23 protein-coding genes and 3 pseudogenes are annotated in these 23,285 nt (G+C 58.0%); 19 read left to right on the top strand and 7 right to left on the bottom strand.

All coding sequences use genetic code 11. The features are described from left to right. Window positions 1-58 precede the first annotated feature (58 nt). On the top strand, window positions 59-880 hold the full coding sequence (gene ygiD, locus K3762_RS18620) for a 4,5-DOPA dioxygenase extradiol (protein WP_409202474.1): 822 nt from the start codon (window positions 59-61) through the stop codon (window positions 878-880). A gap of 62 nt (window positions 881-942) precedes the next feature. Here ygiD and K3762_RS18615 read toward each other — a convergent pair whose 3' ends face one another. From K3762_RS18615 to K3762_RS18605, 3 genes are all read right to left on the bottom strand, one after another. After that, complete coding sequence (locus K3762_RS18615) at window positions 943-2,235, bottom strand: TRAP transporter large permease (protein WP_260013282.1); 1,293 nt, start codon at window positions 2,233-2,235, stop codon at window positions 943-945. Beyond that, on the bottom strand, window positions 2,232-2,732 hold the full coding sequence (locus K3762_RS18610) for a TRAP transporter small permease (protein WP_260013280.1): 501 nt from the start codon (window positions 2,730-2,732) through the stop codon (window positions 2,232-2,234). Before K3762_RS18610 ends, K3762_RS18615 begins: the two co-directional genes overlap by 4 nt. 66 nt (window positions 2,733-2,798) lie before the next feature. Next, window positions 2,799-3,830: a TRAP transporter substrate-binding protein gene (locus tag K3762_RS18605; protein WP_260013278.1), complete on the bottom strand. Its 1,032-nt coding sequence runs from the start codon at window positions 3,828-3,830 to the stop codon at window positions 2,799-2,801. A 224-nt stretch (window positions 3,831-4,054) separates the two neighbouring features. On the opposite strand from K3762_RS18605, the gene K3762_RS18600 reads away from it, so the two are divergent. The 11 genes from K3762_RS18600 to K3762_RS18550 all read left to right on the top strand — a co-directional run bounded on the left by K3762_RS18600 (window position 4,055) and on the right by K3762_RS18550 (window position 14,410). Beyond that, window positions 4,055-4,603: a MarR family winged helix-turn-helix transcriptional regulator gene (locus tag K3762_RS18600; RefSeq protein WP_260013276.1), complete on the top strand. Its 549-nt coding sequence runs from the start codon at window positions 4,055-4,057 to the stop codon at window positions 4,601-4,603. Between the two features lie 215 nt (window positions 4,604-4,818). Continuing rightward, window positions 4,819-5,964 carry a muconate/chloromuconate family cycloisomerase gene (locus K3762_RS18595; RefSeq protein ID WP_260013274.1) on the top strand — a complete coding sequence of 382 codons (1,146 nt, stop codon included), beginning with the start codon at window positions 4,819-4,821 and terminating at the stop codon, window positions 5,962-5,964. Between the two features lie 72 nt (window positions 5,965-6,036). Further along, window positions 6,037-7,425: a benzoate 1,2-dioxygenase large subunit gene (gene benA / locus K3762_RS18590; RefSeq protein WP_260013273.1), complete on the top strand. Its 1,389-nt coding sequence runs from the start codon at window positions 6,037-6,039 to the stop codon at window positions 7,423-7,425. Between the two features lie 11 nt (window positions 7,426-7,436). Next, window positions 7,437-7,964: a benzoate 1,2-dioxygenase small subunit gene (gene benB / locus K3762_RS18585; RefSeq protein ID WP_260013272.1), complete on the top strand. Its 528-nt coding sequence runs from the start codon at window positions 7,437-7,439 to the stop codon at window positions 7,962-7,964. A 71-nt stretch (window positions 7,965-8,035) separates the two neighbouring features. Beyond that, the gene (benC, locus tag K3762_RS18580; RefSeq protein WP_260013271.1) at window positions 8,036-9,058 is read left to right on the top strand and encodes a benzoate 1,2-dioxygenase electron transfer component BenC; all 1,023 of its coding nucleotides are present in this window, start codon (window positions 8,036-8,038) and stop codon (window positions 9,056-9,058) included. Next, a complete protein-coding gene (benD, locus tag K3762_RS18575; protein ID WP_260013270.1) occupies window positions 9,055-9,834 on the top strand; it encodes a benzoate diol dehydrogenase BenD in 780 nt (259 codons plus the stop codon). The genes benC and benD overlap by 4 nt, the downstream gene beginning before the upstream one ends. A gap of 40 nt (window positions 9,835-9,874) precedes the next feature. Further along, window positions 9,875-11,047 (top strand): ABC transporter substrate-binding protein, encoded by a 1,173-nt coding sequence (locus tag K3762_RS18570; RefSeq protein WP_260013269.1) that lies wholly within the window; start codon window positions 9,875-9,877, stop codon window positions 11,045-11,047. Between the two features lie 57 nt (window positions 11,048-11,104). Then, complete coding sequence (locus K3762_RS18565; RefSeq protein WP_260013266.1) at window positions 11,105-11,974, top strand: branched-chain amino acid ABC transporter permease; 870 nt, start codon at window positions 11,105-11,107, stop codon at window positions 11,972-11,974. A 4-nt stretch (window positions 11,975-11,978) separates the two neighbouring features. Next, window positions 11,979-12,983 carry a branched-chain amino acid ABC transporter permease gene (locus K3762_RS18560; protein WP_260013264.1) on the top strand — a complete coding sequence of 335 codons (1,005 nt, stop codon included), beginning with the start codon at window positions 11,979-11,981 and terminating at the stop codon, window positions 12,981-12,983. Then, window positions 12,976-13,719, top strand: a complete 744-nt coding sequence (locus K3762_RS18555; RefSeq protein WP_260013261.1) for an ABC transporter ATP-binding protein — start codon at window positions 12,976-12,978, stop codon at window positions 13,717-13,719. Before K3762_RS18560 ends, K3762_RS18555 begins: the two co-directional genes overlap by 8 nt. Then, the gene (locus tag K3762_RS18550) at window positions 13,712-14,410 is read left to right on the top strand and encodes an ABC transporter ATP-binding protein (RefSeq protein ID WP_260013260.1); all 699 of its coding nucleotides are present in this window, start codon (window positions 13,712-13,714) and stop codon (window positions 14,408-14,410) included. Before K3762_RS18555 ends, K3762_RS18550 begins: the two co-directional genes overlap by 8 nt. A gap of 43 nt (window positions 14,411-14,453) precedes the next feature. On the opposite strand, the gene K3762_RS18545 is transcribed toward K3762_RS18550, so the two are convergent. Together K3762_RS18545 and K3762_RS18540 are read right to left on the bottom strand one after the other, a co-directional pair. Beyond that, the gene (locus K3762_RS18545) at window positions 14,454-15,353 is read right to left on the bottom strand and encodes a LysR family transcriptional regulator (RefSeq protein WP_260013259.1); all 900 of its coding nucleotides are present in this window, start codon (window positions 15,351-15,353) and stop codon (window positions 14,454-14,456) included. 96 nt (window positions 15,354-15,449) lie between these two features. Next, window positions 15,450-16,325 carry a dioxygenase gene (locus K3762_RS18540; RefSeq protein ID WP_260013258.1) on the bottom strand — a complete coding sequence of 292 codons (876 nt, stop codon included), beginning with the start codon at window positions 16,323-16,325 and terminating at the stop codon, window positions 15,450-15,452. A 238-nt stretch (window positions 16,326-16,563) separates the two neighbouring features. Between K3762_RS18540 and K3762_RS18535 the strand changes: the two genes are divergently transcribed. The 4 genes and pseudogenes from K3762_RS18535 to K3762_RS18520 all read left to right on the top strand — a co-directional run. Next, the gene (locus K3762_RS18535; protein ID WP_260013257.1) at window positions 16,564-16,944 is read left to right on the top strand and encodes a hypothetical protein; all 381 of its coding nucleotides are present in this window, start codon (window positions 16,564-16,566) and stop codon (window positions 16,942-16,944) included. Beyond that, window positions 16,941-17,798: an alpha/beta fold hydrolase gene (locus tag K3762_RS18530; RefSeq protein WP_260013256.1), complete on the top strand. Its 858-nt coding sequence runs from the start codon at window positions 16,941-16,943 to the stop codon at window positions 17,796-17,798. The genes K3762_RS18535 and K3762_RS18530 overlap by 4 nt, the downstream gene beginning before the upstream one ends. A 268-nt stretch (window positions 17,799-18,066) precedes the next feature. Beyond that, the gene (locus K3762_RS18525) at window positions 18,067-18,699 is read left to right on the top strand and encodes a trimeric intracellular cation channel family protein (RefSeq protein WP_260013255.1); all 633 of its coding nucleotides are present in this window, start codon (window positions 18,067-18,069) and stop codon (window positions 18,697-18,699) included. Between the two features lie 114 nt (window positions 18,700-18,813). Then, window positions 18,814-19,065 (top strand): annotated as a pseudogene (locus K3762_RS18520) (sodium-dependent transporter); the annotation flags it as partial. Between the two features lie 276 nt (window positions 19,066-19,341). Here the strand turns inward: K3762_RS18520 and K3762_RS18515 are convergent. Together K3762_RS18515 and K3762_RS18510 are read right to left on the bottom strand one after the other, a co-directional pair. Next, window positions 19,342-19,824: pseudogene (locus tag K3762_RS18515) on the bottom strand (IS110 family transposase); the annotation flags it as partial. A gap of 215 nt (window positions 19,825-20,039) precedes the next feature. After that, window positions 20,040-20,177 (bottom strand): annotated as a pseudogene (locus tag K3762_RS18510) (glutathione S-transferase family protein); the annotation flags it as partial. Between the two features lie 64 nt (window positions 20,178-20,241). Between K3762_RS18510 and K3762_RS18505 the strand changes: the two are divergent. From K3762_RS18505 to K3762_RS18495, 3 genes are all read left to right on the top strand, one after another. Continuing rightward, window positions 20,242-20,934, top strand: coding sequence for an IS6 family transposase (locus K3762_RS18505; RefSeq protein WP_260013253.1), 693 nt, complete (start codon window positions 20,242-20,244; stop codon window positions 20,932-20,934). 190 nt (window positions 20,935-21,124) lie between these two features. After that, window positions 21,125-22,822, top strand: a complete 1,698-nt coding sequence (locus K3762_RS18500; RefSeq protein ID WP_260013251.1) for a sulfatase-like hydrolase/transferase — start codon at window positions 21,125-21,127, stop codon at window positions 22,820-22,822. Further along, complete coding sequence (locus tag K3762_RS18495; protein ID WP_260013248.1) at window positions 22,819-23,274, top strand: cupin domain-containing protein; 456 nt, start codon at window positions 22,819-22,821, stop codon at window positions 23,272-23,274. The genes K3762_RS18500 and K3762_RS18495 overlap by 4 nt, the downstream gene beginning before the upstream one ends. Window positions 23,275-23,285: the final 11 nt, after the last annotated feature.

Genomic DNA, 23,285 nt, shown 5'->3' with positions numbered 1-23,285 from the left:
CTGAAACCTCCCGGATCACCCGATCAAGGGTGATCCGGCCAACCGAGGAGACGTCATTATGCAGACCCATAGCTTGCACAGCCTGCGCGACCGCTTTGCGCCGACTCAAAGAATGCCGGTTGTCTTTCTCGGTCATGGTAGCCCCATGCACGCCATTACGGAGGGGCCTTTCAGCCAGGCATGGACCACTTTGGGGCAGGGCCTTCCACGGCCAAACGCGATCCTCGTGGTATCGGCCCATTGGATGACACGCGGAACAACGCTGGTCGATGTCTCTGCGCTGCCGCGCACGATTCACGACTTCAACGGCTTTCCCGACGCGCTCTATGCCGAGCAATATCCGGCACAGGGCCATCCGGATCTGGCGCGCGAAGTTGTCTCTCTCCTCGCGAGCCACCGGGCCGAGGAAGACGATACTTGGGGGCTGGACCACGGCGCTTGGGCGGTTCTGAAGTATCTCTACCCCGAGGCGGATGTTCCTGTCTTTCAGGTTTCCATCGACATGGGGCAGGGGTTGGCGCATCAACTTGAGATCGGCCAAGCGCTGTCCGACCTGCGAGACCGTGGCGTGCTCATTCTCGGGTCTGGCAATATCGTTCACAATCTGCGGCGGCTAAGCTTTGATGGAAAGCCCGAAGCCTTTGCGCTGGAGTTCGATGATCTGGTCACAGGCCGTTTGATTGAGCGTGACTTCGATACGCTGGCAAATCGCGAAAAGCTGGGCTCTCTTCTGACCGAAGCGCACCCCAGCGTGGACCACTACTTGCCTGCGCTCACAATCGCGGGCGCGTCGGATCAGCGCGATGACCTGTTGTTCATGACCGACAGCATCGACCTTGGGTCGATCTCCATGCGGTCCTTTATCTTCCATCCGAAATAGGCGACGGCGGCCTTCGGAAGTCGAGGTGCAGAGGGCGGTCGTCCAACCCTCTGCACCTGCGCTTACCCGATTGTTGATCCCAGCCAGAGTGTGATGCCGGGAAATGCGATCAGCAGAGCAAGACGCACCACATCCACCGTGACAAATGGGATGAGCCCTTTAAAGATACGGATAACCGGCACGTCGGGCAGCACGGCCTTCAGTACGAATACATTCATTCCGACAGGCGGTGTGATCAGGGCGATTTCGGTCACGACGATCACGATGATACCGAACCACACCAGATCGAACCCCTGCGCCACGACGATAGGTGCAAAGAGCGGCACGAAGATCAGGATAATGGCCATGGAATCCATTACACAGCCAAGCACGAGAAAAACGAGCATGATCGCAAAGATCAGGGCGTAGCCCTCAAGGCCGGTCGATTGCACGAAGGCAAGAATTCCGCCTGCGAGCCCTGATAGGGTAAGCAGCTTGGACAGCATCAAGGCGCCGAACAGTACCGTATAAAGCGAAATCGAAGTATAGGCCGTATCGATGATCACCGCGCGCAGTACCTTCCAAGAGAGCCGTCCGTGGAGCGTTGCCACCAGTATGGCAAGACCTGCGCCCATGCCCGCCGCCTCGGTCGGCGTGAAAAGTTTGGCATAAAGTCCGCCGATGATCAGGCCGAACAGCAGCACGAAGGGCCAGATGCCCGACAAGGCAAGAATCCTATCGCGCCAAGGCGTACGATCCCCCTGCGGCGCATGCTCGGGATGGCGCGCGGCGACCAGCCGGATCGCAAGCATATAGAGCGCAAGCCCAAGTAGACCCGGCACGACCCCGGCAATGAAGAGCGCGCCGATGTTTGTCTGGGTCAGAATGCCGTAGACCACCATGATGATGGAGGGCGGGATCAGAATGCCGAGGGTGCCGCCCGCGGCAATCGTGCCCGAGGCAAGCTCATCGGAGTATTTGTACTTTTTCATACTGGGGTAGGCGACCTTGGCCATGGTCGCCGCGGTGGCATAGCTGGACCCGCAAACGGCAGAGAAACCCGAACAGGCCACCATGGTCGAGAGCGCCAATCCGCCCCGTACATGACCGACGAAAGCATAGGCAGCCCGAAACAGGTCATGGGCGATGCCGGTGCGGGATATGACGTTGCCCATCAAGATGAACATCGGAACGACCGCAAGGTCATAGGAAAGCACCGCTTCTGAGATCGTCAGTGGCAGGAGCTGGAAGGCAATGTTCCAGTTTATCGCGAACCCGATGCCAGCGGTGGAGACCGCGAGAAGGGCAAAGGCCAGTGGCACCCGTAGAAAGGCCAATAAAATGGCCGCGAACATGGCAATAGAGCCGACAATCATAGTGCTTCTTCCTCGTGGGTATCTGCAGGGTCCACCATTGGGCCAGCAAAGGCAGTGGCGAAGGCGGCCAGAGCAGATAGGGCGCAGCTGAGCCCCATATAGAAATAAAGGGGTGCGCGGGGCGCGCGGAGGGCTTGGCTCACTTCGGAAATGCGCGCAGCGGTGAAGCTATGTTTGATGAAGAGCCAGGCGATCACCGCCAGAACGACTACCACAAGAGCCGAGATGAGAGCACGCCACCACGCCATCGAGGGCTTGCCGATCACTTTGTCGAAAAGGTCGATGGTCAGATGTGCGCCTGCAGCCGTGACCAGGGGCAGGCCTGCAAAGACGACAAGGGCCATGAGATGCTCTGTAATGTCATTTGCGCCGTAGATCGGCTTGCCGATCAAACGGCGTCCAATGACATCCGCAAAGGTCAGGGCAACCATTGCGAGTAGAAACAAGGCCATCATCAGTTCCACAGCCCTGCGGATTTTCCACGCTATGTGCAGCATGATATTTCTCCTGAAAAGAAAACGGGGGCCGTCGTATCGGCCCCCGACAAGTCACTGAGGTGCGGGTTATTCGGCGGCGAGGGCCTTATATGTCGTGTTGTAGAAATCGAGCATGGCTTTCGGGTCTTCTACGCCGGCGGCTTTGGCGTTCAGAACCCAATCGCCGACCATCTCGCCATAGACCACATCTACCGCAGCGATGAGTTCCGCTGAGGCGTCAGATACTGTGTGACCGTCGGCCTTGAGCTTCTCATATGCCGCGGGGTTCTGTACGTCGAAGTTCTTACCCCATTTCGCTGACAGGCCTTCGCCGATGATGCCTTCGATGGCAGCTTGGTCATCGGCGCCGAGCGACTCCCATTTCGCGCCGTTCATGATCACGAAGAAGGACGCGTCATAAAAACCGTTGGGGAAGATCGTATGATGCTTCAGGCTGTCTTCGAGCCGGAAGTTCACGACCGATTCCATCGTGTGAAGCGATCCGTCGATCACGCCGCTTTCCAGCATTTCATATGCCTTCGTCGCGGGGGCCGCCACTGGAACCGCGCCAAGCGAGGTCAGCAGTTTTTCCTGAATGGGGCCGCCCATGCGAAACTTCTGGTTTGCTACGTCACCGGGGGTGACCAGATCCTTTGCGCCATGGTGCAACTGCCCGCCGCCGAACAGGCCTACCGCCAGCATCTTCACCCCGTCAAAGGCCTCAAGATCGGATAGGTACTTATCAAAGGTCTGCCACAAAGCGCGGCTCTGCGCTTCGGCATTCGTGCCAGCGTTAGGGAATTCAGAGAACCACAGCGAAACGAATCGTTCAGGTTCATAGGTGAAGTTCCCCCAAGTGATGTCCGCGACACCGTTTCGGGCCAGCTCCCAATGCTGGGGCGGGCTGGCCAGCGGCGCGGGCAGGATCGTCACGGTGACCCGGCCCTCTGTCACTTCGGAGACCTTTTGGGTGAACGGCACCAGAAAGTCGGTATGGACGAAATGGGTGGGTGGCACCCAAGACGAAAGGGTAAGTGTTTCTGCGCTGGCGGACTGTATCGCCGTCGTTGCAAATGCGGCCGTCGTCAGGCCAAAGCACAGGGCTCTTGCTGCTATCATCGGTATTTCTCCCTCGGTTTTATCAGAAAATTCTGCGGAGCTGTGCGCCCGGGCCTCCCGCCCGGTCGCAGCCGCCTCTCATGGCAGTGAAATCATGTGGTCAGCCCCCGTTCATCGCAAACGTGCTTAGCCTTGCGGCCATACCAGCGCGGGCCTAAAACTAATCCCATATTAAGACGATTGCAGCTTAAGATAATTATCGCAAGCGGGATTCTTGTGAATTTATGCGTTTTGCGCCAAGCAAGGTAACGGGTGATACCGTTTTGGTAATTTCTCAACATAGCGGGCAGCAGCAACGAATGACCAAGAACTCGACCTTCAAAAACGAGCGTTTGACATATCGGCTAAATATCCTCGCCGATGAAGCCATTGCCGCGAATGACGAAATATTTCTCAGGGAAACGGGCTGTCGCATCCGCGATCTGCGGGTGTTGCGATTGGTAGATGATGCGCCCGGCACAACTTTTGCTGAACTGGCCAAGATCAGTGGGTTTGAGCGCAGTCTTACCTCGCGCATCATCCAGAATCTGCTGGCCGCAGAGCTGATCCAGCGCGAGAATTCCCCCAAAGACGCGCGGGTTTTCTTTCTGTCGACCACGTCAAAAGGAAAAGAGATGCGCCTAATTGGCAGGCGCATTTCCGATCGGCTGGAGAAGGTGCTGACCCAACCGCTGTCTGAGGACGAGCTTACCACGCTTAACGGTCTTCTCGCGCGGCTCGGCGGATGGGTAACCTCGGAAGACTATAAGGCCGCCTTGAAGTCGAACGATTGATTTCAAGCTATCGGCATGTGCCAAAGCGGCGACTGCACCGAGAGTTTCCCAATAACCATAGTGGTGCCTTTAGCTGACTCGAATGAGCTCTACCGAGGCGCGACGCGACGCGCGAAATCGCAGGGTATCACCCAAGACCCCACCCATCATCGACAGAATCCGAATAGGGCGGGCATTCTGTGCTGCAGATGAAAACTTGCAGATGCGGTGAACCCATGACGAAGATCGACCAAATTGAAACGATGATCCTCGACATCCCGACCATCCGAGGACACGTGCTTTCGATGGCGACGATGCGCACGCAGACCGCTGTCTTGGTTCGGATCAAATGCTCTGATGGGTCGGAAGGGATCGGTGAGGGCACGACCATCGGCGGTCTGAGCTACGGGGCCGAAAGCCCTGAGGGCATCCAATCTGCAATTGATACCTATATCACGCCGCTCTTGTTGGGCCGTGAAGCTGATAATGTGAACGGCGCGATCCAACTGATCGACAAATTGGTAAAAGGCAACCGCATCGCCAAAACCGCGGTTGAAATCGCGCTGTGGGACGGGTTGGGCAAACGGCTCGGTGTTCCGGTCTCGCAACTGTTTGGCGGGGCAGTACACCAGAAATTGCCCGTCGCATGGACCTTGGCATCGGGAAATTCCGATACCGACATCGCCGAAGCGCAGGAGATGATCGAAACCCGGCGTCACAATATCTTCAAGCTGAAGATCGGAAAGCGGTCCGTGCGGGAGGATGTCGCGCATGTGGCGCGTATCAAGCAGGTCGTGGGAGACGCGGCAAGCGTGAGGGTGGACGTCAACACGGCTTGGTCCCTTCAGGAAGCACGCTGGGGTTTGAAGGGGCTGCAGGATGCTGGCTGTGAGCTGGTAGAACAACCTGTCGCCGCACGCTATCGCCGGGCGATGGCCGAACTGACCAAGGGCTATGAGATCGCCGTCATGGCGGATGAAGCTCTAAACGGCCCGGAGGACGCTTTGGCTGCCGTCCGTGAGAATTGCGCCGACGTTTTCGCCGTGAAAGTTGCCCAGTCTGGGGGGCTCAAGCGCGCCTCGGAGGTTATCGCCATCGGTCAGGTCGCTGGTCTTGGCCTCTACGGCGGCACCATGCTTGAGACCGGATTGGGCACCGCAGCAGCGCTGCAACTCTTTGCGACGATCGAGACCCTGCACTGGGGCACCGAATTTTTCGGACCCTTGTTGCTGACAGACGGGATCCTCGCGGAGCCGCTCATTTACCGCGACTTCTGTGTCGAAGTCCCGTCCGGCCCGGGCATCGGTGTCACACTCGACCCCGACAAGATCGCCGCATTCCGACGTGGTGCGCAACGCAGCATGAAAGCCATCGCCGGCTGATTGCCAGCGGGGGAAACGAAAAAATCAGCCGACACGCTGGAGAAGCGTGACGGCGTTTAGGAGGAGGACCAAATGTTCACGCAATCCAATCTCGATGAGTTCCAGACGCGCCTTGACGGCGCGATCCAAGATGATCCGGAGAACGGTGTATTCCGTTGCCGCCGGGACATCTTCACCGATGAAGAGATGTTCGAACTGGAGATCAAACATATCTTCGAAGGCAACTGGATCTACATGGCGCATGAAAGCCAGATCCCGAACCCGGGCGACTACTTTACTCTGACGATGGGGCGCACGCCGGTTGTCATCACCCGTGACAAGGATGGCGAGCTGCACGCGCTGGTGAACGCCTGTTCGCACCGCGGGGCGCAGCTTTGCCGGTTCAAACGTCGCAATCAAAAGACATTTACCTGTCCCTTCCACGGTTGGACCTTTTCCAACACCGGCAAGCTTTTGAAAGTCAAAGACCCCAAAGGCGCAGGCTACCCTGAGCAGTTCAATACGGACGGCAGCCACGACCTTACCAAAGTGGCAAAGTTCGAGAGCTATCGCGGGTTCCTGTTCGGTTCGCTCAGCGAGGACGTTCAGCCGCTGAAAGACTACCTCGGCGATGCTTGCAAGATGATCGACATGATCGTGGATCAGGCCGACGAGGGGCTTGAGGTCCTGCGCGGCTCGTCGACCTACACCTATGACGGCAATTGGAAACTACAGGCCGAGAATGGGGCCGATGGCTATCACGTCTCGGCGGTTCATTGGAACTATGTGGCGACCACGGCCCACCGCACCGACGATGGTAAGGAAGACGACATCAAGGCAACGGATGCAAGCAAATGGGCCAAGCAGCGGGGCGGCTTTCACGCCTATGAGAACGGTCACATCCTGCTCTGGACCGAATGGGCCGATCCGACCAACCGTCCGGGATATTCGCGCCTTGAGGAATGGACTGAAAAGCACGGCGAAACCAAAGCCGACTGGATGGTAGGTGTGTTGCGCAACCTCTGCCTCTATCCAAACGTTTTCCTGATGGATCAGTTCAGTTCGCAGATCCGGGTCTTCCGCCCGATCAGCGTCAATGAGACCGAAGTGACCATCTATTGCATCGCCCCGAAAGGGGAGAGCCAGGAAGCACGGACCCGCCGCATTCGGCAGTACGAGGACTTCTTCAATGCCTCAGGGATGGCCACACCGGATGATACCGAAGAATTTCGGGCCACACAGCGCGGCTATGCCGGTGCCGCACATGCCAAATGGAACGACCTCACCCGCGGGGCGACACAGTGGATCAAAGGGCCGGATGAGGATGCCAAGAAGCTGGGGATCAACCCGATCTTATCTGGCGCGCGGACGGAAGACGAAGGGCTTTTCGTGATCCAGCACAGCAACTGGCAAGAGCGCATGAACCAAGCCATCGCAAAGGAGCGCGAAAACGCGCCCGATGCGACTTTGGCAGCAGAATAAGGGGGGCCGACATGAACACTGCAACACTTGACCGCACAGAGGCTACCTCGGCCATGAGCTATGAAGAGATCCAAGCGTTTCTCTTCGCAGAGGCCCGCGCCCTCGATGACCGGGACTGGGACACTTGGTTGGCCTTCTACCACAAGGATTGCCCCTTCTGGATGCCCGCTTGGGATGACTATGATACGCTGACTGAAGACCCGGCGAACGAAATCTCCTTGATGTACTATCCCAACAAACAGGGCATTGAGGATCGCGTCTTTCGGATTAAGACCGACCGGTCATCGGCCACGTCACTGCCTGAGCCACGGACCAATCATTACCTCTCTGGTATCGAGGTGCTGGCCCGCACCGGCAGCGAGATCAAGCTGCGCTTCAACTGGCAAACGCTGAGCTACCGCTACGGTGCGACTGACCAACACTGGGGCACGTCTTTTTACACGGTCGACATCACCGGCCCCAAGCCGTTGATCACTGACAAAAAAGTAGTCCTGAAGAACGACCACATCCACCACGTGATCGACGTCTACCACACTTGATCCCGTTCAGTCGGGAGCCACTACACCCCCGCGCAGCCCGGCAGGCTGCGTGGCCAAGGGAGGAGCATGCCATGACGAGCTACAATGTCGCCCTGAACTTCGAGGATGGTGTCACCCGCGTCATCCAATGCGATGACGATGAGAAGGTAACGGATGCGGCCTTCCGGCAGAAAATCAACCTGCCGATGGATTGTCGCGATGGTGTTTGCGGCACCTGCAAATGCTTTGCCGAAAAAGGCACCTACGAGCTTGAGTTCTACATGGACGAGTCCATGAGCGACGAGGAAGCCGAAGCGGGCTATGTGCTGACTTGTCAGATGATACCCGAAAGCGACTGTGTGTTGCGCGTGCCGACATCATCCGCTGCCTGCAAAACTGCGCCGGAAGCCATCGAAGGCGAGGTGCTGGCCGTCGAAACCCTTTCTGAGACATCCTTCAGCCTGAAGCTGAAACTGGCCAAACCCATGGGTTTCCTGCCCGGGCAATATGTCAATGTGACCGTCCCGGGAACCGGACAGCACCGCTCCTATTCCTTCTCTTCCGCGCAGGGCGGTGATGAGGCGACCTTCCTGATTCGCAATCTGCCCGGTGGGGTTATGAGCAGCTATCTGAGCGAGCGGGCCAAACCGGGCGACCAGGTGACGCTCACTGGTCCGATGGGGGCGTTTTACCTGCGCCCCATCGAACGCAACCAGCTTTGGCTGGCAGGTGGCACCGGCCTCGCACCTTTCCTGTCGATGCTGGAGCAATTGGCCGAGCAGGGGACCGACCAGCCCATCAAACTCTTTTACGCGGTGACCCGTGCGGCCGATCTGGTCGAATTGGACCGGGTCAACGCGCTGGCCGAGAAGATTGGCAATGTCACCGTCGTGACCGTCCTCGCAGCAGAGGACGAGGCGCACGACCGCAAGGGGTTTGTGACCGATCACCTTTCGGCAGAAGACCTTTGCGGGGGGGATTGCGATGTCTACCTTTGCGGCCCGCCGCCCATGGTGGATGCGGTGCGGTCTCACTTCGACACATTGGGCGTGGCACCGGTGAGCTTTCATTATGAAAAGTTCAACCCGACAGAAACCTCGGCAGAAGCCGCATGAGCGCGCGTTTCGAAGGCAAGGTTATGGTGGCCACGGGTGCGGCGCAGGGCATCGGTCGATCGGTGGCAGAGCGCGCGGCGAAAGAGGGCGCACGGGTTCTGATCGTCGACCGATCTCCCGCCCGCAACGAGGTGGTCAAAGCGATCCGCAGCGCCGGGGGGGAGGCCCAAGCGATCAGCGTCAACCTCGAAACATGGACCGGCTGCGCAAAGGCCATGCAAAAGGCCGTCGATCTCTGGGGCCAGATTGACATCCTGATCAACAACGTGGGCGGCACCATCTGGGCCAAACCCTATGAGCATTATGAGCCAAAGCAGATCGAGGCAGAGGTACGTCGCTCGCTTTTCCCGACACTGTTTTGTTGTCGTGCTGCGATCGACCATATGTTGCAACGCGAAAGTGGCGTGATCGTCAACGTATCTTCCATCGCCACACGGGGGCTCAACCGCGTGCCCTACGGCGCGGCCAAAGGGGGGGTGAACGCGATCACCGCGAACCTTGCCTGGGAGATGGCCGAGCGGGGCATTCGCGTGGTGGCGACAGCGCCCGGTGGCACCGAAGCGCCCGCGCGCGTGGTGCCGCGCAATCCGAATGCCGAAGAAGAACAACGCGAGGACTGGTATCAGACCATCGTCGACCAGACGATCCAGTCCTCCTTCATGAAACGTTACGGAACACTCGACGAACAGGCAGGTCCGATCCTGTTTCTGGCGTCGGATGACGCGTCCTACATCACCGGCGTCACGGTGCCGGTGGGTGGGGGCGATCTTGGTTAGACCCTGAGGGGGGGTCTTAGTTCAACTGGAGGAGAACATAATGAAACGTACTATTCTGGCGGCCCTTGGGCTCGCCACCGGTCTGGCTGTGCCTGCCGCTGCGGAAGACTTCAAGGTCGGTATGCTGCTGCCTTTCTCAGGGGTTTACGCCTCGCTTGGCAATGAGATCGAAGCAGGCTTCAACCTTGGCATCGAAAAGTTCGGCTCGGAAACCGATGCAACATTCGAGATTGTCAGCGAGGATACCGAGGTGAAACCCCCGGTCGCCCTGGGCAAAGCGAAAAAGCTGATCCTTCAGGATAAGGTTGATGTCATGGTGGGCATCGTCAGTTCCGGCGTGCTGGGTGCTGTGCGTGATATGGTACATGGTGCCGGCGTTCCCCTGATCGTCGCCAACGCCGGCAACGACGAGGCCACCGGGGTCAGTTGTTCGCCCTATATCACGCGCATGTCGTTCTCCAACGGGCAGGTGAACCGCCCGATGGGCAAATGGATGTATGAGCAGGGGATCCGCAAGGTCTATACCCTCGCGCCTGATTATGCCGCCGGACGGCAGATGATTGGCGGCTTTACCGAGACATTCACCGCAGCGGGCGGAGAGATCGTCGGGCAGGAATACACGCCGTTCCAGAAAACGCAGGATTTCGGACCCTATCTGGCCCAAGCCAAATCCAGTGGCGCTGATGCGGTGTTCGTCTTTTATGCGGGTGGTGAGGCGATCTCCTTCGTGAAACAGTACGATAGCTTTGGCCTGAAGGCCGATCTGCCGCTCTACGGTTCCGGCTTTCTGACGTCTCCGCTTTACGTGAATGCCGAAGGTCCCGCCGCCGAAGGGGTGATCACCGCTCTCCATTATGCGCCGACGATCGATAGCCCTGAGAATGCTGCCTTTGTATCGGCCTTCAAGGAGAAGACGGGCCGTGCGCCTTCCGAGTTTGCAGTGCATGGCTATGACGCGGCCCGCGCGCTGATCGAGGCGACAAAAGCAGGTGCGACGGATCGCGAAACCCTCGCCAACGCCTTGCGCAAGGTCAAGTTTGATGGCCCGCGCGGGACGCTTTCGATTGATCCTGCGACCAACAATATCGTCCAGCCGATCTACGTCTACGAGACGGTCGCGGGCGATGGCGGACAGACACAGAAAGTCTTGGCGAAGCTTCCTGCGGAAGCGGACCCCGCCAACGGCTGTGAGATGGCTCCGGTTTCAAACTGATGCCAGTAGCCCGGCCGCGTATCTGCGGCCGGGTCTTTCCAACAAGGAGGGCCTTCCATGTCACATGACCTTGGCTTTTGGATACTTCAAGCGCTGAACGCGCTGCAGCTTTCCATGCTATTGTTTCTTCTTTCTATCGGCCTGACCGTGATCTTTGGGTTGATGCATTTCGTGAACCTCGCGCATGGGGCGCTCTACGCGCTCGGCGCCTATTTCGCGGCCTCCCTCGCGACGGTTGGCGGCTATTGGCTGGGTTTCTTTCTGGCGCCGGTCGCTGTCGCCGGTGTCGGCATGTTGCTCTACTCAGGCCTGATCAAGCGCATGCGGAAATCTGGTCCGATGGCGCAGGTGCTTGTCACTTTCGGATTGATATTCGCGCTGCTCGATCTCACCCGCATTTTTTGGGGCGATCTGGCGCTTGGCATCGCGGTGCCGGATGTTTTTCAAGGGCGCACGGCGTTTCTTGGGGTGGAATACCCGACTTACCGGCTGTTTATCATCGCCCTTGGTCTGGCCGTCCTCGCCGCTTTGGGTTTTGTCCTTCGGCGCACGCAAATCGGCGCAATGATCCGAGCTGGCGTCGACAATGATGTGATGGCCGCTTGCCTCGGGATCAACGTTGAGCGGCTGTTCTTCATCGTTTTCTGCGTGGGCTGCGCGCTTGCAGGTCTGGCCGGTGCGGTGGCCGCGCCCTTGCTGAGCGTGACGCCTGACATGGGGCTGCAAATCCTGATCCCGACGCTGATCGTGATCGTGATCGGTGGGCTTGGATCGCTTAAAGGCGCCATTGCCGGGTCGCTGATCTATGGCTGCGTCCAGACTTTTGGCGCTGTGCTCGCCCCACAACTGGCCTCAGTTCTCATCTACGCGCTCTTGGCTGCGGTCCTCGTGATCAAGCCAGTGGGCCTCTTTCCGGCGAAAGGATAAGCTGATGTTCAGCCACAATACACTTCGCTACGCTTTCTTGGTGATGCTCTTTGGTGGGGCACTGTTTCAGGCCTTTGCGGCCGAGTATTTCGGCCTCGAAATCCTGACCGAGATCCTGATCCTTGCTATGCTGGTTTTGGCGCTCGACATTGTCGCGGGCTTTGGCGGTATGGTCTCACTCTGCCACGGCGCGCTGATGGGAGTAGGGGCCTACGCCTTCGCGCTCTTGTCTACCCAGTTCGGCGCAACGCCTCTGATGGCCATGGGTGCCGCGATCGCTATTACCGGCGCAGCGGCATGGATGATTGGTGCGGTCTGTTCGCGCAGCCATGGGATTTACTTCATCATGGCCACGCTGGCTTTCGGTCAGATGGCTTACTCCTATATTTTCGAAGCACCGCTCTTCGGAGGCGATGATGGGCTGGGGGGCATCTCGCGTCTTGACCTCACCTTGATTGGCGTAGACCTCAACGACAGCCGCAGCTTTGCTTTGTTCTGTCTGGTGGCGCTCGCAGGGGTCTACCTGATGTCGGTTCTGATCCTGCGATCGGGTCTTGGCCGTTCGCTGACGGGCGTCATGCACAACGAACAACGCATGCGGGCGCTTGGGCTGACAGTCTGGCGGGTAAAGGCGGATGTCTTCGGGCTTTCGGGCATGATCGCTGGCCTCGCCGGGGCGCTGACGGCCCAGCATATTATGTATATCTCTCCTGGCCTGCTGGGCTGGACCGTTTCGGGCGAGGCACTTGTCGTGGTCATCCTTGGCGGATTGGGCACAATGGTAGGCCCGCTTGTCGGCGCCGTCGTCTTTGTCCTGCTCAAGCATGAGCTGAGCGCTGTGACGACCTATTGGCACCTTGTGGTGGGGGTTGTCCTGATTGCCGTAGTGATGAGCCGGGCAAACGGAATCTACGGCTTTATCGAAGGCCGTTGGAGTGTCTGGAAAAGCCGCCGAGGCACCAATCGGCCCGCCACCCGCGCTGCACGGGAGGTTGTTACCGATGCTTGAGACACGTAATCTGGAAAAGAGTTTCGGCGCGGTCCATGTGACCCGAGATATTTCCCTGAAGCTGGAGCGCGGCGAACGGCGGGTCATCCTTGGGCCTAATGGCGCAGGCAAAACGACGCTATTCAATCAATTGGTCGGTGAACTGACCCCGAGTAGCGGAAGCATTCATTTGGCAGGCGAGGATGTAACGACCTTGCCGGTTGCGAAGCGGGTACGTCGCGGTCTGTCACGCAGCTACCAAAAGAACACACTCTTCGATGGGCTGACCGTGAGGGAAAATCTCGGGCTAGCAGCGGCGGTTCATACGGGCCATGCGACGCGCCTGTGGTCAGACAGCCTGTCGAAACCCGAAGTCCGTGAGATCGTTGCGGAAGTCGCCGAACAGGTTATGTTGCTGCCCTATCTCGACGCCAAAGTCTCGGAAATCAGCTATGGGGTCCGAAGGCAGCTGGAAGTCGGCGTGGCGCTCGCTACGCGGCCGCTAGTGCTGCTGATGGATGAACCCACCAGTGGCGTGGGCCCAGAAATGGCCAAGGGGTTTCACGACCTGCTGAACAATCTGCCCCGTGATCTGACCATGCTGATTATCGAGCATGACATGGAACTGGCCTTTGATGTCGCTGATACCATCACCGTTCTGAATTACGGCGAAGTGGTCTTTGACGGATTGCCGGAGGCGGCCCGGGGGTCGCACTTGTTGAAAGAGATTTATCTGGGGAGTTGGGAAGATGCTTGAACTTAATGCCATCGAATCCGGCTATGGTGAGACCCAAGTTCTCTATGGTCTTTCGCTGAAGGCGCAGGAGGGCAGGGTACTGGCCGTGCTGGGACGCAATGGGGCGGGAAAGTCCACAACGTTGAAGACGATCATGGGACTGCTGCCGCTTAAGTCTGGAAAGATCGCTTTCAACGGTGCGCCAATCGCCGCGCAGCCCTTTGATATTGCCAAGGCCGGGATCGCCTATGTCCCCGAAACGCGCGATATCTTTCCGTCCCTGACCGTGCGGGAAAACCTTGAGCTTGCCGCCAAACGGTTCGGTGGGCCAAAGGCCGAATGGACGATGGAACGTGTGTTGGAGGTCTTTCCCCGGCTTGCAGAACGCATGGACAACGGCGGGGCCCAGTTGTCGGGGGGCGAGCAACAGATGCTGGCCATTGCCCGCGGTCTGCTCATGAACCCGGAATTGCTGATACTCGATGAGCCGACAGAAGGCTTGGCCCCCATCATCGTCAAGCTGCTGCATGACAAGCTGCAGGAACTGCGAGACGGCGGTATGTCGATGGTTATCGTAGAACAAAACTTCGGGTTTGCCACATCACTCGCGGACGACGTCGTGGTCGTTGGCAAGGGTCAGGTTGTTTGGTCTGGGACCGCAGCGGAGATCAGGGCGAACGAAGAGGTTCAACACACTTGGCTTGGCGTGTGATACACACGGCAGGCCGAGACTTACGAGGGAGATAGTCTTCAGTCTACCTCTTTAGGGGGCTGCTTCGGGAGACTTTCTGGGCGACATTCACGAAGTTTTTGACGTGGACTCCCTGATCATCAAGGCGGTAACTCACCGATAACTCGGTGCGCGCAATTTCGGGTTCAATATTGAGAAATTTCATGCCTTTGCGCGGCGCGCTCGAGACAGACTCCGGCACGATGCAGACCCCTTCGCCCACTGCCACGAGGCTTAGGGCAGTTTGAAGGTCCATGCACCATAGCCGCAGAGGCGCCTCAAACCCCGCCTCTTTGACCGCGTTAAGGACCATATCGGCATAGCTAGGGCGTGGCCGCTCAGGGTACAAAATGAGGTTGTGTGTCATTAACCTTTCAAGCCGTGCTACCGTGCGCCCTCCGGTATCAACAATATCAGGTAGCGCGAGGATCAGTTTCTCTTCGGCAAGGTGTTTGGAGAGAAACTCAGGGTCCTTCAGGGTGGGGCGGGCAAACACCGCGTCCAACTCGCGCGACACCAAAGCACGATGAAGGTCCGCGTTGTTCATCGGAATGAGGCTGAGGTTAACGTCGGGGTAGTTGGCGCGATAAGACCGGATGATATTAGGCAGAATCCCATAGGTCGCCGATCCGACGAAACCAATCCGCAGCCTGCCTTCCGCTCCTTGGCCAAGACGGCGCAACTCCAACCGCGTATCATCCAACTGAGCGATGATTGATTTGCCGCGATGGAGCAGCCGTTCACCCGCCTGGGTCAGGCTGATGGAGCTTCGACCGCGATTGAACAGCACCGCGCCGAGGTCTTCTTCCAATTGCTTGATCTGGCGGCTCAGAGGCGGCTGCGCCATGTCCAGACGCTCTGCAGCGCGGCCAAAGTGAAGCTCTTCCGCCACGGCGATAAAGTAGCTGAGCTGCTTAAAATTCATTGTGACGCTCCCCCCGAAAGCTGATGTTATGTGATCCCCACTCACAAAAAAAGGCCCCCGCAGGACGGGGGCCAGTTCACAGGGAGGTGTGAGAAATTACTCGGCGGCCACAGCCTGGGAAACCGCGCCTTCCTTGAGGACGAAATCGAACTCGAAATGCAGGTCCGTGCCGAGGTCTTGGCTGGCCCGGTTGAACTTGCCGATCAGACTTTCCTTCACGGCAAAGACACTGTCCTCGTCTAGCCACGCGCTGTCTGCATCGTAGATCTGGCTGATCAGGGGGCGATAGCCGTCTTTAGAAATCATGAAATGCATATGGCCGGGGCGGTTCGGGTGATGCCCCATGAAGCGCAGTAACTCGCCAGCGGTTTCATCATCGGGAATGGGGTAGGGGACCGGACGTACGGCGATGAATGCGTAATGGCCGTTTTCATCCGTCTCAAAGCGGCCCCGCAGGTTGTATTCCGGTTGGTCGGGATCGAGGTTTTCATAGATACCATTGGGCGCGTCCTCCCAAACGTCGAGCGTCACGCCGGCAATGCCATTGCCATTCTCGTCTTTGATGTGACCTTCGAAAAAGACAGTCTCTTCATTTTCGAAGTGCTTTTGAATGATCGACGCGCCCTTGGGCAGCACTGGCGGATTTTCCCGATAGAAAGGCCCCAGCACGGTGGATTCACTCTCTTTGCCTTCGACCGGGTTCGTCATCATATCGACAAGGACTTCGAGACCCAAGATATCGCCCAACAGAATGAACTCTTGCCGGTTGTCATCGCACAGCTTGCCGGCGCGTGCGAAGTAGTCGCAGGCGGCGAGGAACTCATGGTGTTGGAGTTTTACATCCTTAATGAAGCCATGCAGGTGCTTGATCATTGATGTCGCGATCTCGCGCTCGCGGCTGCTGATATCCCCGTGTTTACCGAGGCTCTCTGTCACGACGGCGGTGATATTGTCTTGGTTAACGATGCCCATGGTTTCCTCCTCCTGGCAGTCTGGGAGCGAGCTGCGTCTGCACTCCCGTTGAACTGACCATCCGCGATCGGGGTCCTTTGCCCAATGCCTGTCTTGGTATTGAGTGATACCGCGCCGCAGGCCGAGCGTCCCTCGGCATGCTGCGCTGGTTTCAGAGTATCACCCCATACCCCTGTTGGCATGGCGCGCGGATGGGGGATCGTGGCACCAAGCTTGCATCCATGTATGGGAGGCTCAGGTGATCGAGAATTTTAAGCGTATTCAAGCCACACTCGCAAAGTCGCCGCATCTTTTGCGGCTCGGGCGGCTCTTTTCTGAGACGGTCCTTATCGAAGTGGATGGCGACGAATATTACCTGTCCTTCGAAAAGGGGCATATCACCCAGATCGAACAGGGGCCGAGCCGCAAAACACCTTGGCGTTTCGCGCTTCGCACCGACGCTGAGGCCTTGGGCAAGTTCTGGCAGCCGCGCCCGGAACCGGGATTTCATGACATCTTTGGCTTGGTGAAGATTGGACGGGGGCGGATTGACGGGGACATCCTGTGTCTCGTGAAAAACCTTCGTTTCTTCAAGGAAGTTTTGGGCATCGCGCGCGCGCAGGAGGGCGTATACGAATGAGCATCGAACCGATTACTGGCCGCTACATCACCATCGAGGTCGAAGGCGCCGCCCGACGTATCTATTTCGAAGAAGCAGGGCAGGGCCGCCCTGTTCTCTGCCTGCACACAGCCGGTGCTGATACGCGGCAATGGCGCCATTTGCTCAACGACACCGTCCTTACCGCCGCATACCGTTTGATTGCATTCGATATGCCTTGGCACGGGAAATCCTTGCCGCCGGAAGGGTTCGAGACCGAGGAATACCTGCTCACCACCGACGCATATATCGAAACCATCCTTGCAATGATCGAGGGGCTTGGGTTGGAGCGTCCTGTGCTTGCTGGCTGCTCCATGGGGGGACGTATCGCGCTGCAGCTTGCCGCTTTGCATCCGGAAAAGTTTAGTGGGTTCATTGCTATCGAAGCCTCAGATTTTCAGCCTGCGTGGTACGACATTGACTGGTTCCACCGCCCCGATGCCCATGGCGGGGAAATGGGTGCGGCGCTTGTCTCGGCCAATATCTCGCCCTACGCGCCACCGGCAGAGCGGGCGAATACGCTTTGGATGTTCATGCAAAGCGGCCCCGGCGTATTCCGCGGCGACCTGAGCTTTTACACTAAGGATGACAGTCTGATCGCGCGGTTGCCGCAGATTGATACAAGCCGCACGCCGGTGCATATCATAGTAGGAGCCTACGACCTGACCTGCACCCCTGAAGATGCGGCACGCACTGCGAAGGCAATTCCGGGGGCGACCCTGTCCGTTATGGACGAACTGGGCCATTTCCCGATGAGCGAGCATCCGGAAGGGTTTCGTCCTTTCTTTGCAGAAGCCTTGGATAAGGTTTCCAAACTTGAGATTGCGGTAACCTAAACTTTTGTCTGTCAATGTAGGATTGGCGCCCTGCTTGAGGATTGCGAGCGGGCACAAGCTTTGTCCGACAGTCTCGAAGGCCTCCTCCTCTCCCCTTTTTGCTTCGAAGACAGGGCTGCGGTCGAGGCGAGACTTGTGCACCTGTCAGGTTGAGCGCGATCCAATGAGTATCACGGCGCGCTGGAGGATTGGCAGATACCTTACTGATCGCGGCACATGCGATGCCAAATATTCAGCCGCGTCGTGCAGAGAATGAAAGTCATCACCTGTGAACCAGTACCTGATCCTAATCGACTATGTCGGCGTGGGGCTCTTCGCGGCGACGGGGGCGTTGGCCGCGTCGCGCCAGCAGCTTGATTTCATTGGCTTCGTATTTTTTGCCATCCTTACCGGGATCGGCGGAGGGTCGGTCCGTGATGTCGTGCTCTCGGAGCCGATATTCTGGGTGGGCCAGCCGCTCTACTTAGTTGTTTGCACGATCACAGCGCTCATCGTTTATTGCACGGCGCATTTTCTGGAGTCGCGCTACATCGTGCTGCAATGGCTCGATGCGGGCGCGGTTGCGCTGTTCGCGGTTTTCGGTGCCTACAAGGGCCTGCTGGTCACCGACTCGCCCAGTGTGGCCACCCTTACCGGAGCGATGACCGCTACGCTGGGAGGGATTATGCGCGATGTTCTGGCCGGTGAGCAGAATGCCATCACCCGGCAGGAAATTTATGTCACTGCCGCGGTCGCCGGGGCTGCGGTCTATATTGCGCTATGGCTGGTTGGCATAGAAGATGTCGTGCCAGCCCTAATCGGCGGCCTCGTTGCCTTCGCGCTGCGCGCCGGCGCGCTCGCTTTTGGATGGAGTCTGCCTCGCTACCGGCCGCGTCCCGGACGACCTTTCGATCCCTCGTAGACCGCATCTCGTCATGTGCTCATCTTAAGCGCGCCATGTAAGCCTCGTCCGGCGACAGCAGCTCGAAATCTCAAAGGCATCTGGCCTGAAACGAACTCGCAGAAAGAATATTCCATGACATCCCAGCATCAGCAGTGGGGCTCCCGCCTGACTTTCATCCTGGCCGCGACAGGCACAGCTGTCGGTCTTGGCAATATCTGGAAGTTTCCCTACATGGTGGGCGAAAGTGGCGGAGCGGCTTTCGTCTTCGTCTACCTCATCTGCGTCGCGCTCATTGGGCTGCCAATGTTGGTGGCGGAATGGCTCGTGGGATGGCGCGGCCAAAAAAACCCGGTCGACACCATGCGCGTTCTAGCGCGAGGCAATGATCGCATTGCCCATGTATGGATACCCCCGTTCGCGCAAGATGGTTTTTCGACACAGTGACGTGTGATCGGGTGCGGTCATGTATCAGGCCTGTTGTGCGGCAATCAAATGACCGCTGGCCGGTATGGAGCTGCGCGGCTTTGATGCAAAATCAGTTCTGCGGGCTCTTGGCCCATTGACCCGGATGCGTTTTCAGAACCGTCGTCACCGATCTTTTGTCCTTACTGTCTATGACCTCCTCACACGCCGACTTACACTAATGACTACTCGATACAATCAAGCTGCTGTCAGACTTGGATCTCTGTAATCTTCCTTCCGCGTTTCCATCGCCCACAGCGTTCGGGCCATCTTGTTGGCCAGTGCGATCGCCGCCACCTTGCAGGGTTTGCGCTGGAGGATTGAATTTAGCCAAGATCCCGGGGTTGTTCCTTTGCGGGTTGCCCACCGAATGACTGACATTGCGCCGATGATAAGTAGTCGCCGGATATCCCGTTGCCCCATCTTCGACGTTCGGCCCAAGATCTGCTTGCCGCCAGTAGAGTGTTGTCGTGGCACCAGCCCCAACCAAGCGGCGAAATCCCGACTGCGCTTAAAGACAGAGAGAGATGGAGCAAAAGCCTCTATCGCCATTGCGGTAATGGGGCCAATTCCTGGCATAGTCATCAACCGTGATGAAGCATCAGTTCGGGCGGCTTCTTGTTTCAACGTCGCCTCCAACTTCAAAATGCGAGATGATAGATCATCGATTTGCTCAAGATAGGTGTGAGCTGTTCGGTGACAATCAACAGTCTATGCGCTGGTGGCGATGGTCGGCCCGACAATCCTGGTAGCTGGCGCGGCGCTCGGTCTCCCCCGTGACCTAGGCCGCCGTCGCAGGTGTTGTGACGGCCTTCGGGTTCCGTGTGGTTAGTATAAGGCGGGGTTGGCGCGCCCCGTGCACGCCAAAGTTCTGATCTAATGGCTTACACGCGCCATCAAGCCAAGGAACACTCCGGCCCGAGAGGAACGATGCCGGGGCGATTCAGCGCCTTGATCGAATAGTAGCCGCGCTTGATATGCTCGATGTTGACCGTATCGCGCACCCCGGGAATGGCGAGGATACGGGCTTGGTAGCGGGCATTGTCATATTAACTCGGACCTGTTGGAAACGTTGGAGATTTTGCGTAGTTGCGGCGCATGAGCATGATCGTCAGCTACAAACGCCACCGTTTTCCACCTGGGATCATTGCGCACGCGGTTTGGCTGTACGTCCGTTTCAACCTCTCGCTGCGCGAAGTCGAGGAAATACTCCTGAAACGTGGCATCGATGTTTCCTACGAAACGATCCGGCGTTGGGTTGCGAAATTCGCCCCGCAGATCGCCCGAAACTTGCGCCGGCGGCAGGCGCCTCCGGGGGACGTCTGGCATCTCGACGAAGTTGTGGTGACGATCTCGGGGCGGAAATTCTGGCTCTGGCGGGCGGTTGACCAAGAGGGGATCATTCTGGAGGAAATCCTGCAGTCAAAGCGCGACAAGCGTGCCGCAAAGCGTCTTTTGAAAGGGCTGATCAAGCGGTTTGGCCTGCCCAAACGGATCGTCACGGACAAACTGCGCTCCTACGGTGCGGCAAGACGCGAGATCGCGTCCGGCCTTAAACATCGCTCCCACAAAGGCCTTAACAATCGGGCCGAGAACAGCCATTTGCCGTTTCGAAAACGAGAGCGGTGCATGCAAGGGTTTCGCTCTCCGGGCGGGTTGCAACGGTTTGTAGCATGTCATTCTGCCACCAGAAACCGCTTCTCGATACCTGCCCGCCGCCGTTCCGCAATCGAAACACGCTATCACAGAATAGAGGCCTTCGACGCCGGGAAGGAGGCTGCGAGCATCTGACGCTCAAAGACCGGCCATCTATTCGCGGGTGGCAAGTTAAGTTGACAACACCCGGCGGGCGGTTTGCGCGGATAACCGTTCAAATCAACGGCAGCCTGTTCGAGGTGATCCGGAATCTGGATCGCGATCAATAGGCTGATACTATTGCACGCCATTCGAGCCTGTTAATCTCCGGTTAGGGAGAAGCAGCATGAGCGTCAAAAACATTCTATTCATCATGTGTGACCAACTCCGCTGGGACTATCTCAGCTGCTATGGTCACCCACGGCTCGAAACCCCGAATATCGACGCTTTGGCAGCCCGCGGTGTGCGCTATGACCGAGCCTATGTGCAATCGCCGGTCTGCGGCCCGTCGCGGATGTCGACCTATACCGGGCGTTATGTACATGCGCATGGGGCAAGCTGGAACTTCGTACCGCTGAAGGCGGGCGAGATGACGATTGGCGATCATCTGCGTCCTTCGGGGGTGAAATCGGTGTTGATTGGCAAGACCCATATGCGGGCTGACACCTCGGGCATGACCCGGCTTGGCATTGATCCTGACAGTCAAATCGGCGTGCGGATCAGCGAATGTGGTTTCGATCCCTTTGAGCGGGATGATGGGATTCATCCCTATTCCGGCCATGATCCCGATCCCACCTACCAAGATTACCTGCGCCGCCATAATCTTGGCGGAGACAACCCTTGGGAGGCCTGGGCCAACGCCGGGGAGGATGAAAGCGGGGAGCTGCTGTCGGGCTGGTTTTTGAAAAACGCCAACCGCCCTGCGCGGGTGCCGGACGAGCATTCCGAGACCCCCTATATCACCAGCCGCGCGATGGAGTTCATTGAGCAAGCTGGCGATCAGCCTTGGGTCGCGCACGTCAGCTATATTAAGCCGCATTGGCCCTATATTGTCCCCGAACCCTATGCCAGCATGTACGGGCCGGAAGACATTCTGCCGGTGCGCCGCAGCGATGCGGAACGTGAGAATCCGCATCCGGTCTTTGGCGCCATGCAAGACCACCGGGTAAGCCGCAACTTTGCCCGTGATGAGGTCCGCGAGCGAGTGATCCCGGCTTATATGGGGCTCATAAAACAGATTGACGATCAGATGGGTCGCTTGTTTCAGCATTTGGAAGAGCGCGGCATTGCGGATGAGACAATGATCGTTTTTACCTCCGATCACGGTGATTACCTTGGCGATCATTGGATGGGGGACAAGGATCTGTTCCATGAACAGGCCATCCGCGTCCCGCTGATCATCCATGATCCAGACCCCCGTGCCGATGTCACCCGCGGCAGCGTGAATACAGATCTTGTCGAGATGATTGATCTCGCGCCGACCTTCCTTGACGTCTATGGCGGCGCGCCGGTGCCGCATGTGATGGACGGCCAGTCGCTGCGGCCTGCTCTGTTTGGGCAAGATAGTCCAAAGCGGCAGCATGTTATCTGCGAATATGATTATTCGTTCCAAGATGCCCGCGTCACCCTTGGTACCAAGTCACGTGACGCGTGGTTGCGAATGATCTTTGATGGACGCTGGAAATACATCATCGCCGAAGGCTATCGGCCCATGCTGTTCGACCTGGAAACGGACCCCCATGAGTTTCACGATCTGGGCGACCAGCCGGGCCATGAAGACACCATCGCCCGACTGCATGAGGCGTTGTTTCAATGGGCGCGCCAGCCGCGCCAGCGGGTCACAGTGGCCGATGGGGCGATCGAATCCACCTTTGTGCAGGAACGTATCGCTGAGGGTGGAATCCTCATCGGCTATTGGGACGAAGACGAACTGGAACAGGCGGTACGGGAAGAATGGCATCCGCGCTTTGCCGCCGCCAATCCGATCATTGGCCCTACCCTTAAGGCGCTGTTGCGCAAATCTGACGGAAAGGAAACATCATGAGCCTGACCCCCGGTATCGCCCGCAAAGGCGAAGGCATTGACGGCGCCCATTGGAACATCTTGGGTCAAGTCTATACGCCCAAGCAGATCACCGAGGAGTGTTTCTCTTGGCATGCGACCTTCCCGATTGAGACCTTCGTGCCGCCCCATATCCACCCTACCCAAGATGAATATCTGCTGGTGTTGGATGGCACGCTGGAATTGGTGCTGGGCGATCAGACGCTTCAGGCCAATGCAGGCGATCTTGTGTCCATGCCGCGCTGCATTCCGCACGGGATTTTCAATAACTCTGGCCGCGATGTACGGTGTTTCTTCTGGGTCACGCCGACCGGCAAACTGATCGATCTGTTCCGCAAGATTCACAACATGGCCCGCCCGGATGAGGTCACGGCCCTTGCGCCGGACTATGAGGTCGAATTCCTGCCCCCGACCCGCGCCGCCGCACAATTATAACCCAGTCGGCC

The sequence above is a fragment of the Sulfitobacter sp. W074 genome (assembly GCF_025142275.1).
Taxonomy (GTDB): domain Bacteria; phylum Pseudomonadota; class Alphaproteobacteria; order Rhodobacterales; family Rhodobacteraceae; genus Sulfitobacter; species Sulfitobacter profundi.
This window is presented reverse-complemented; position numbering and strand designations above follow the sequence as displayed.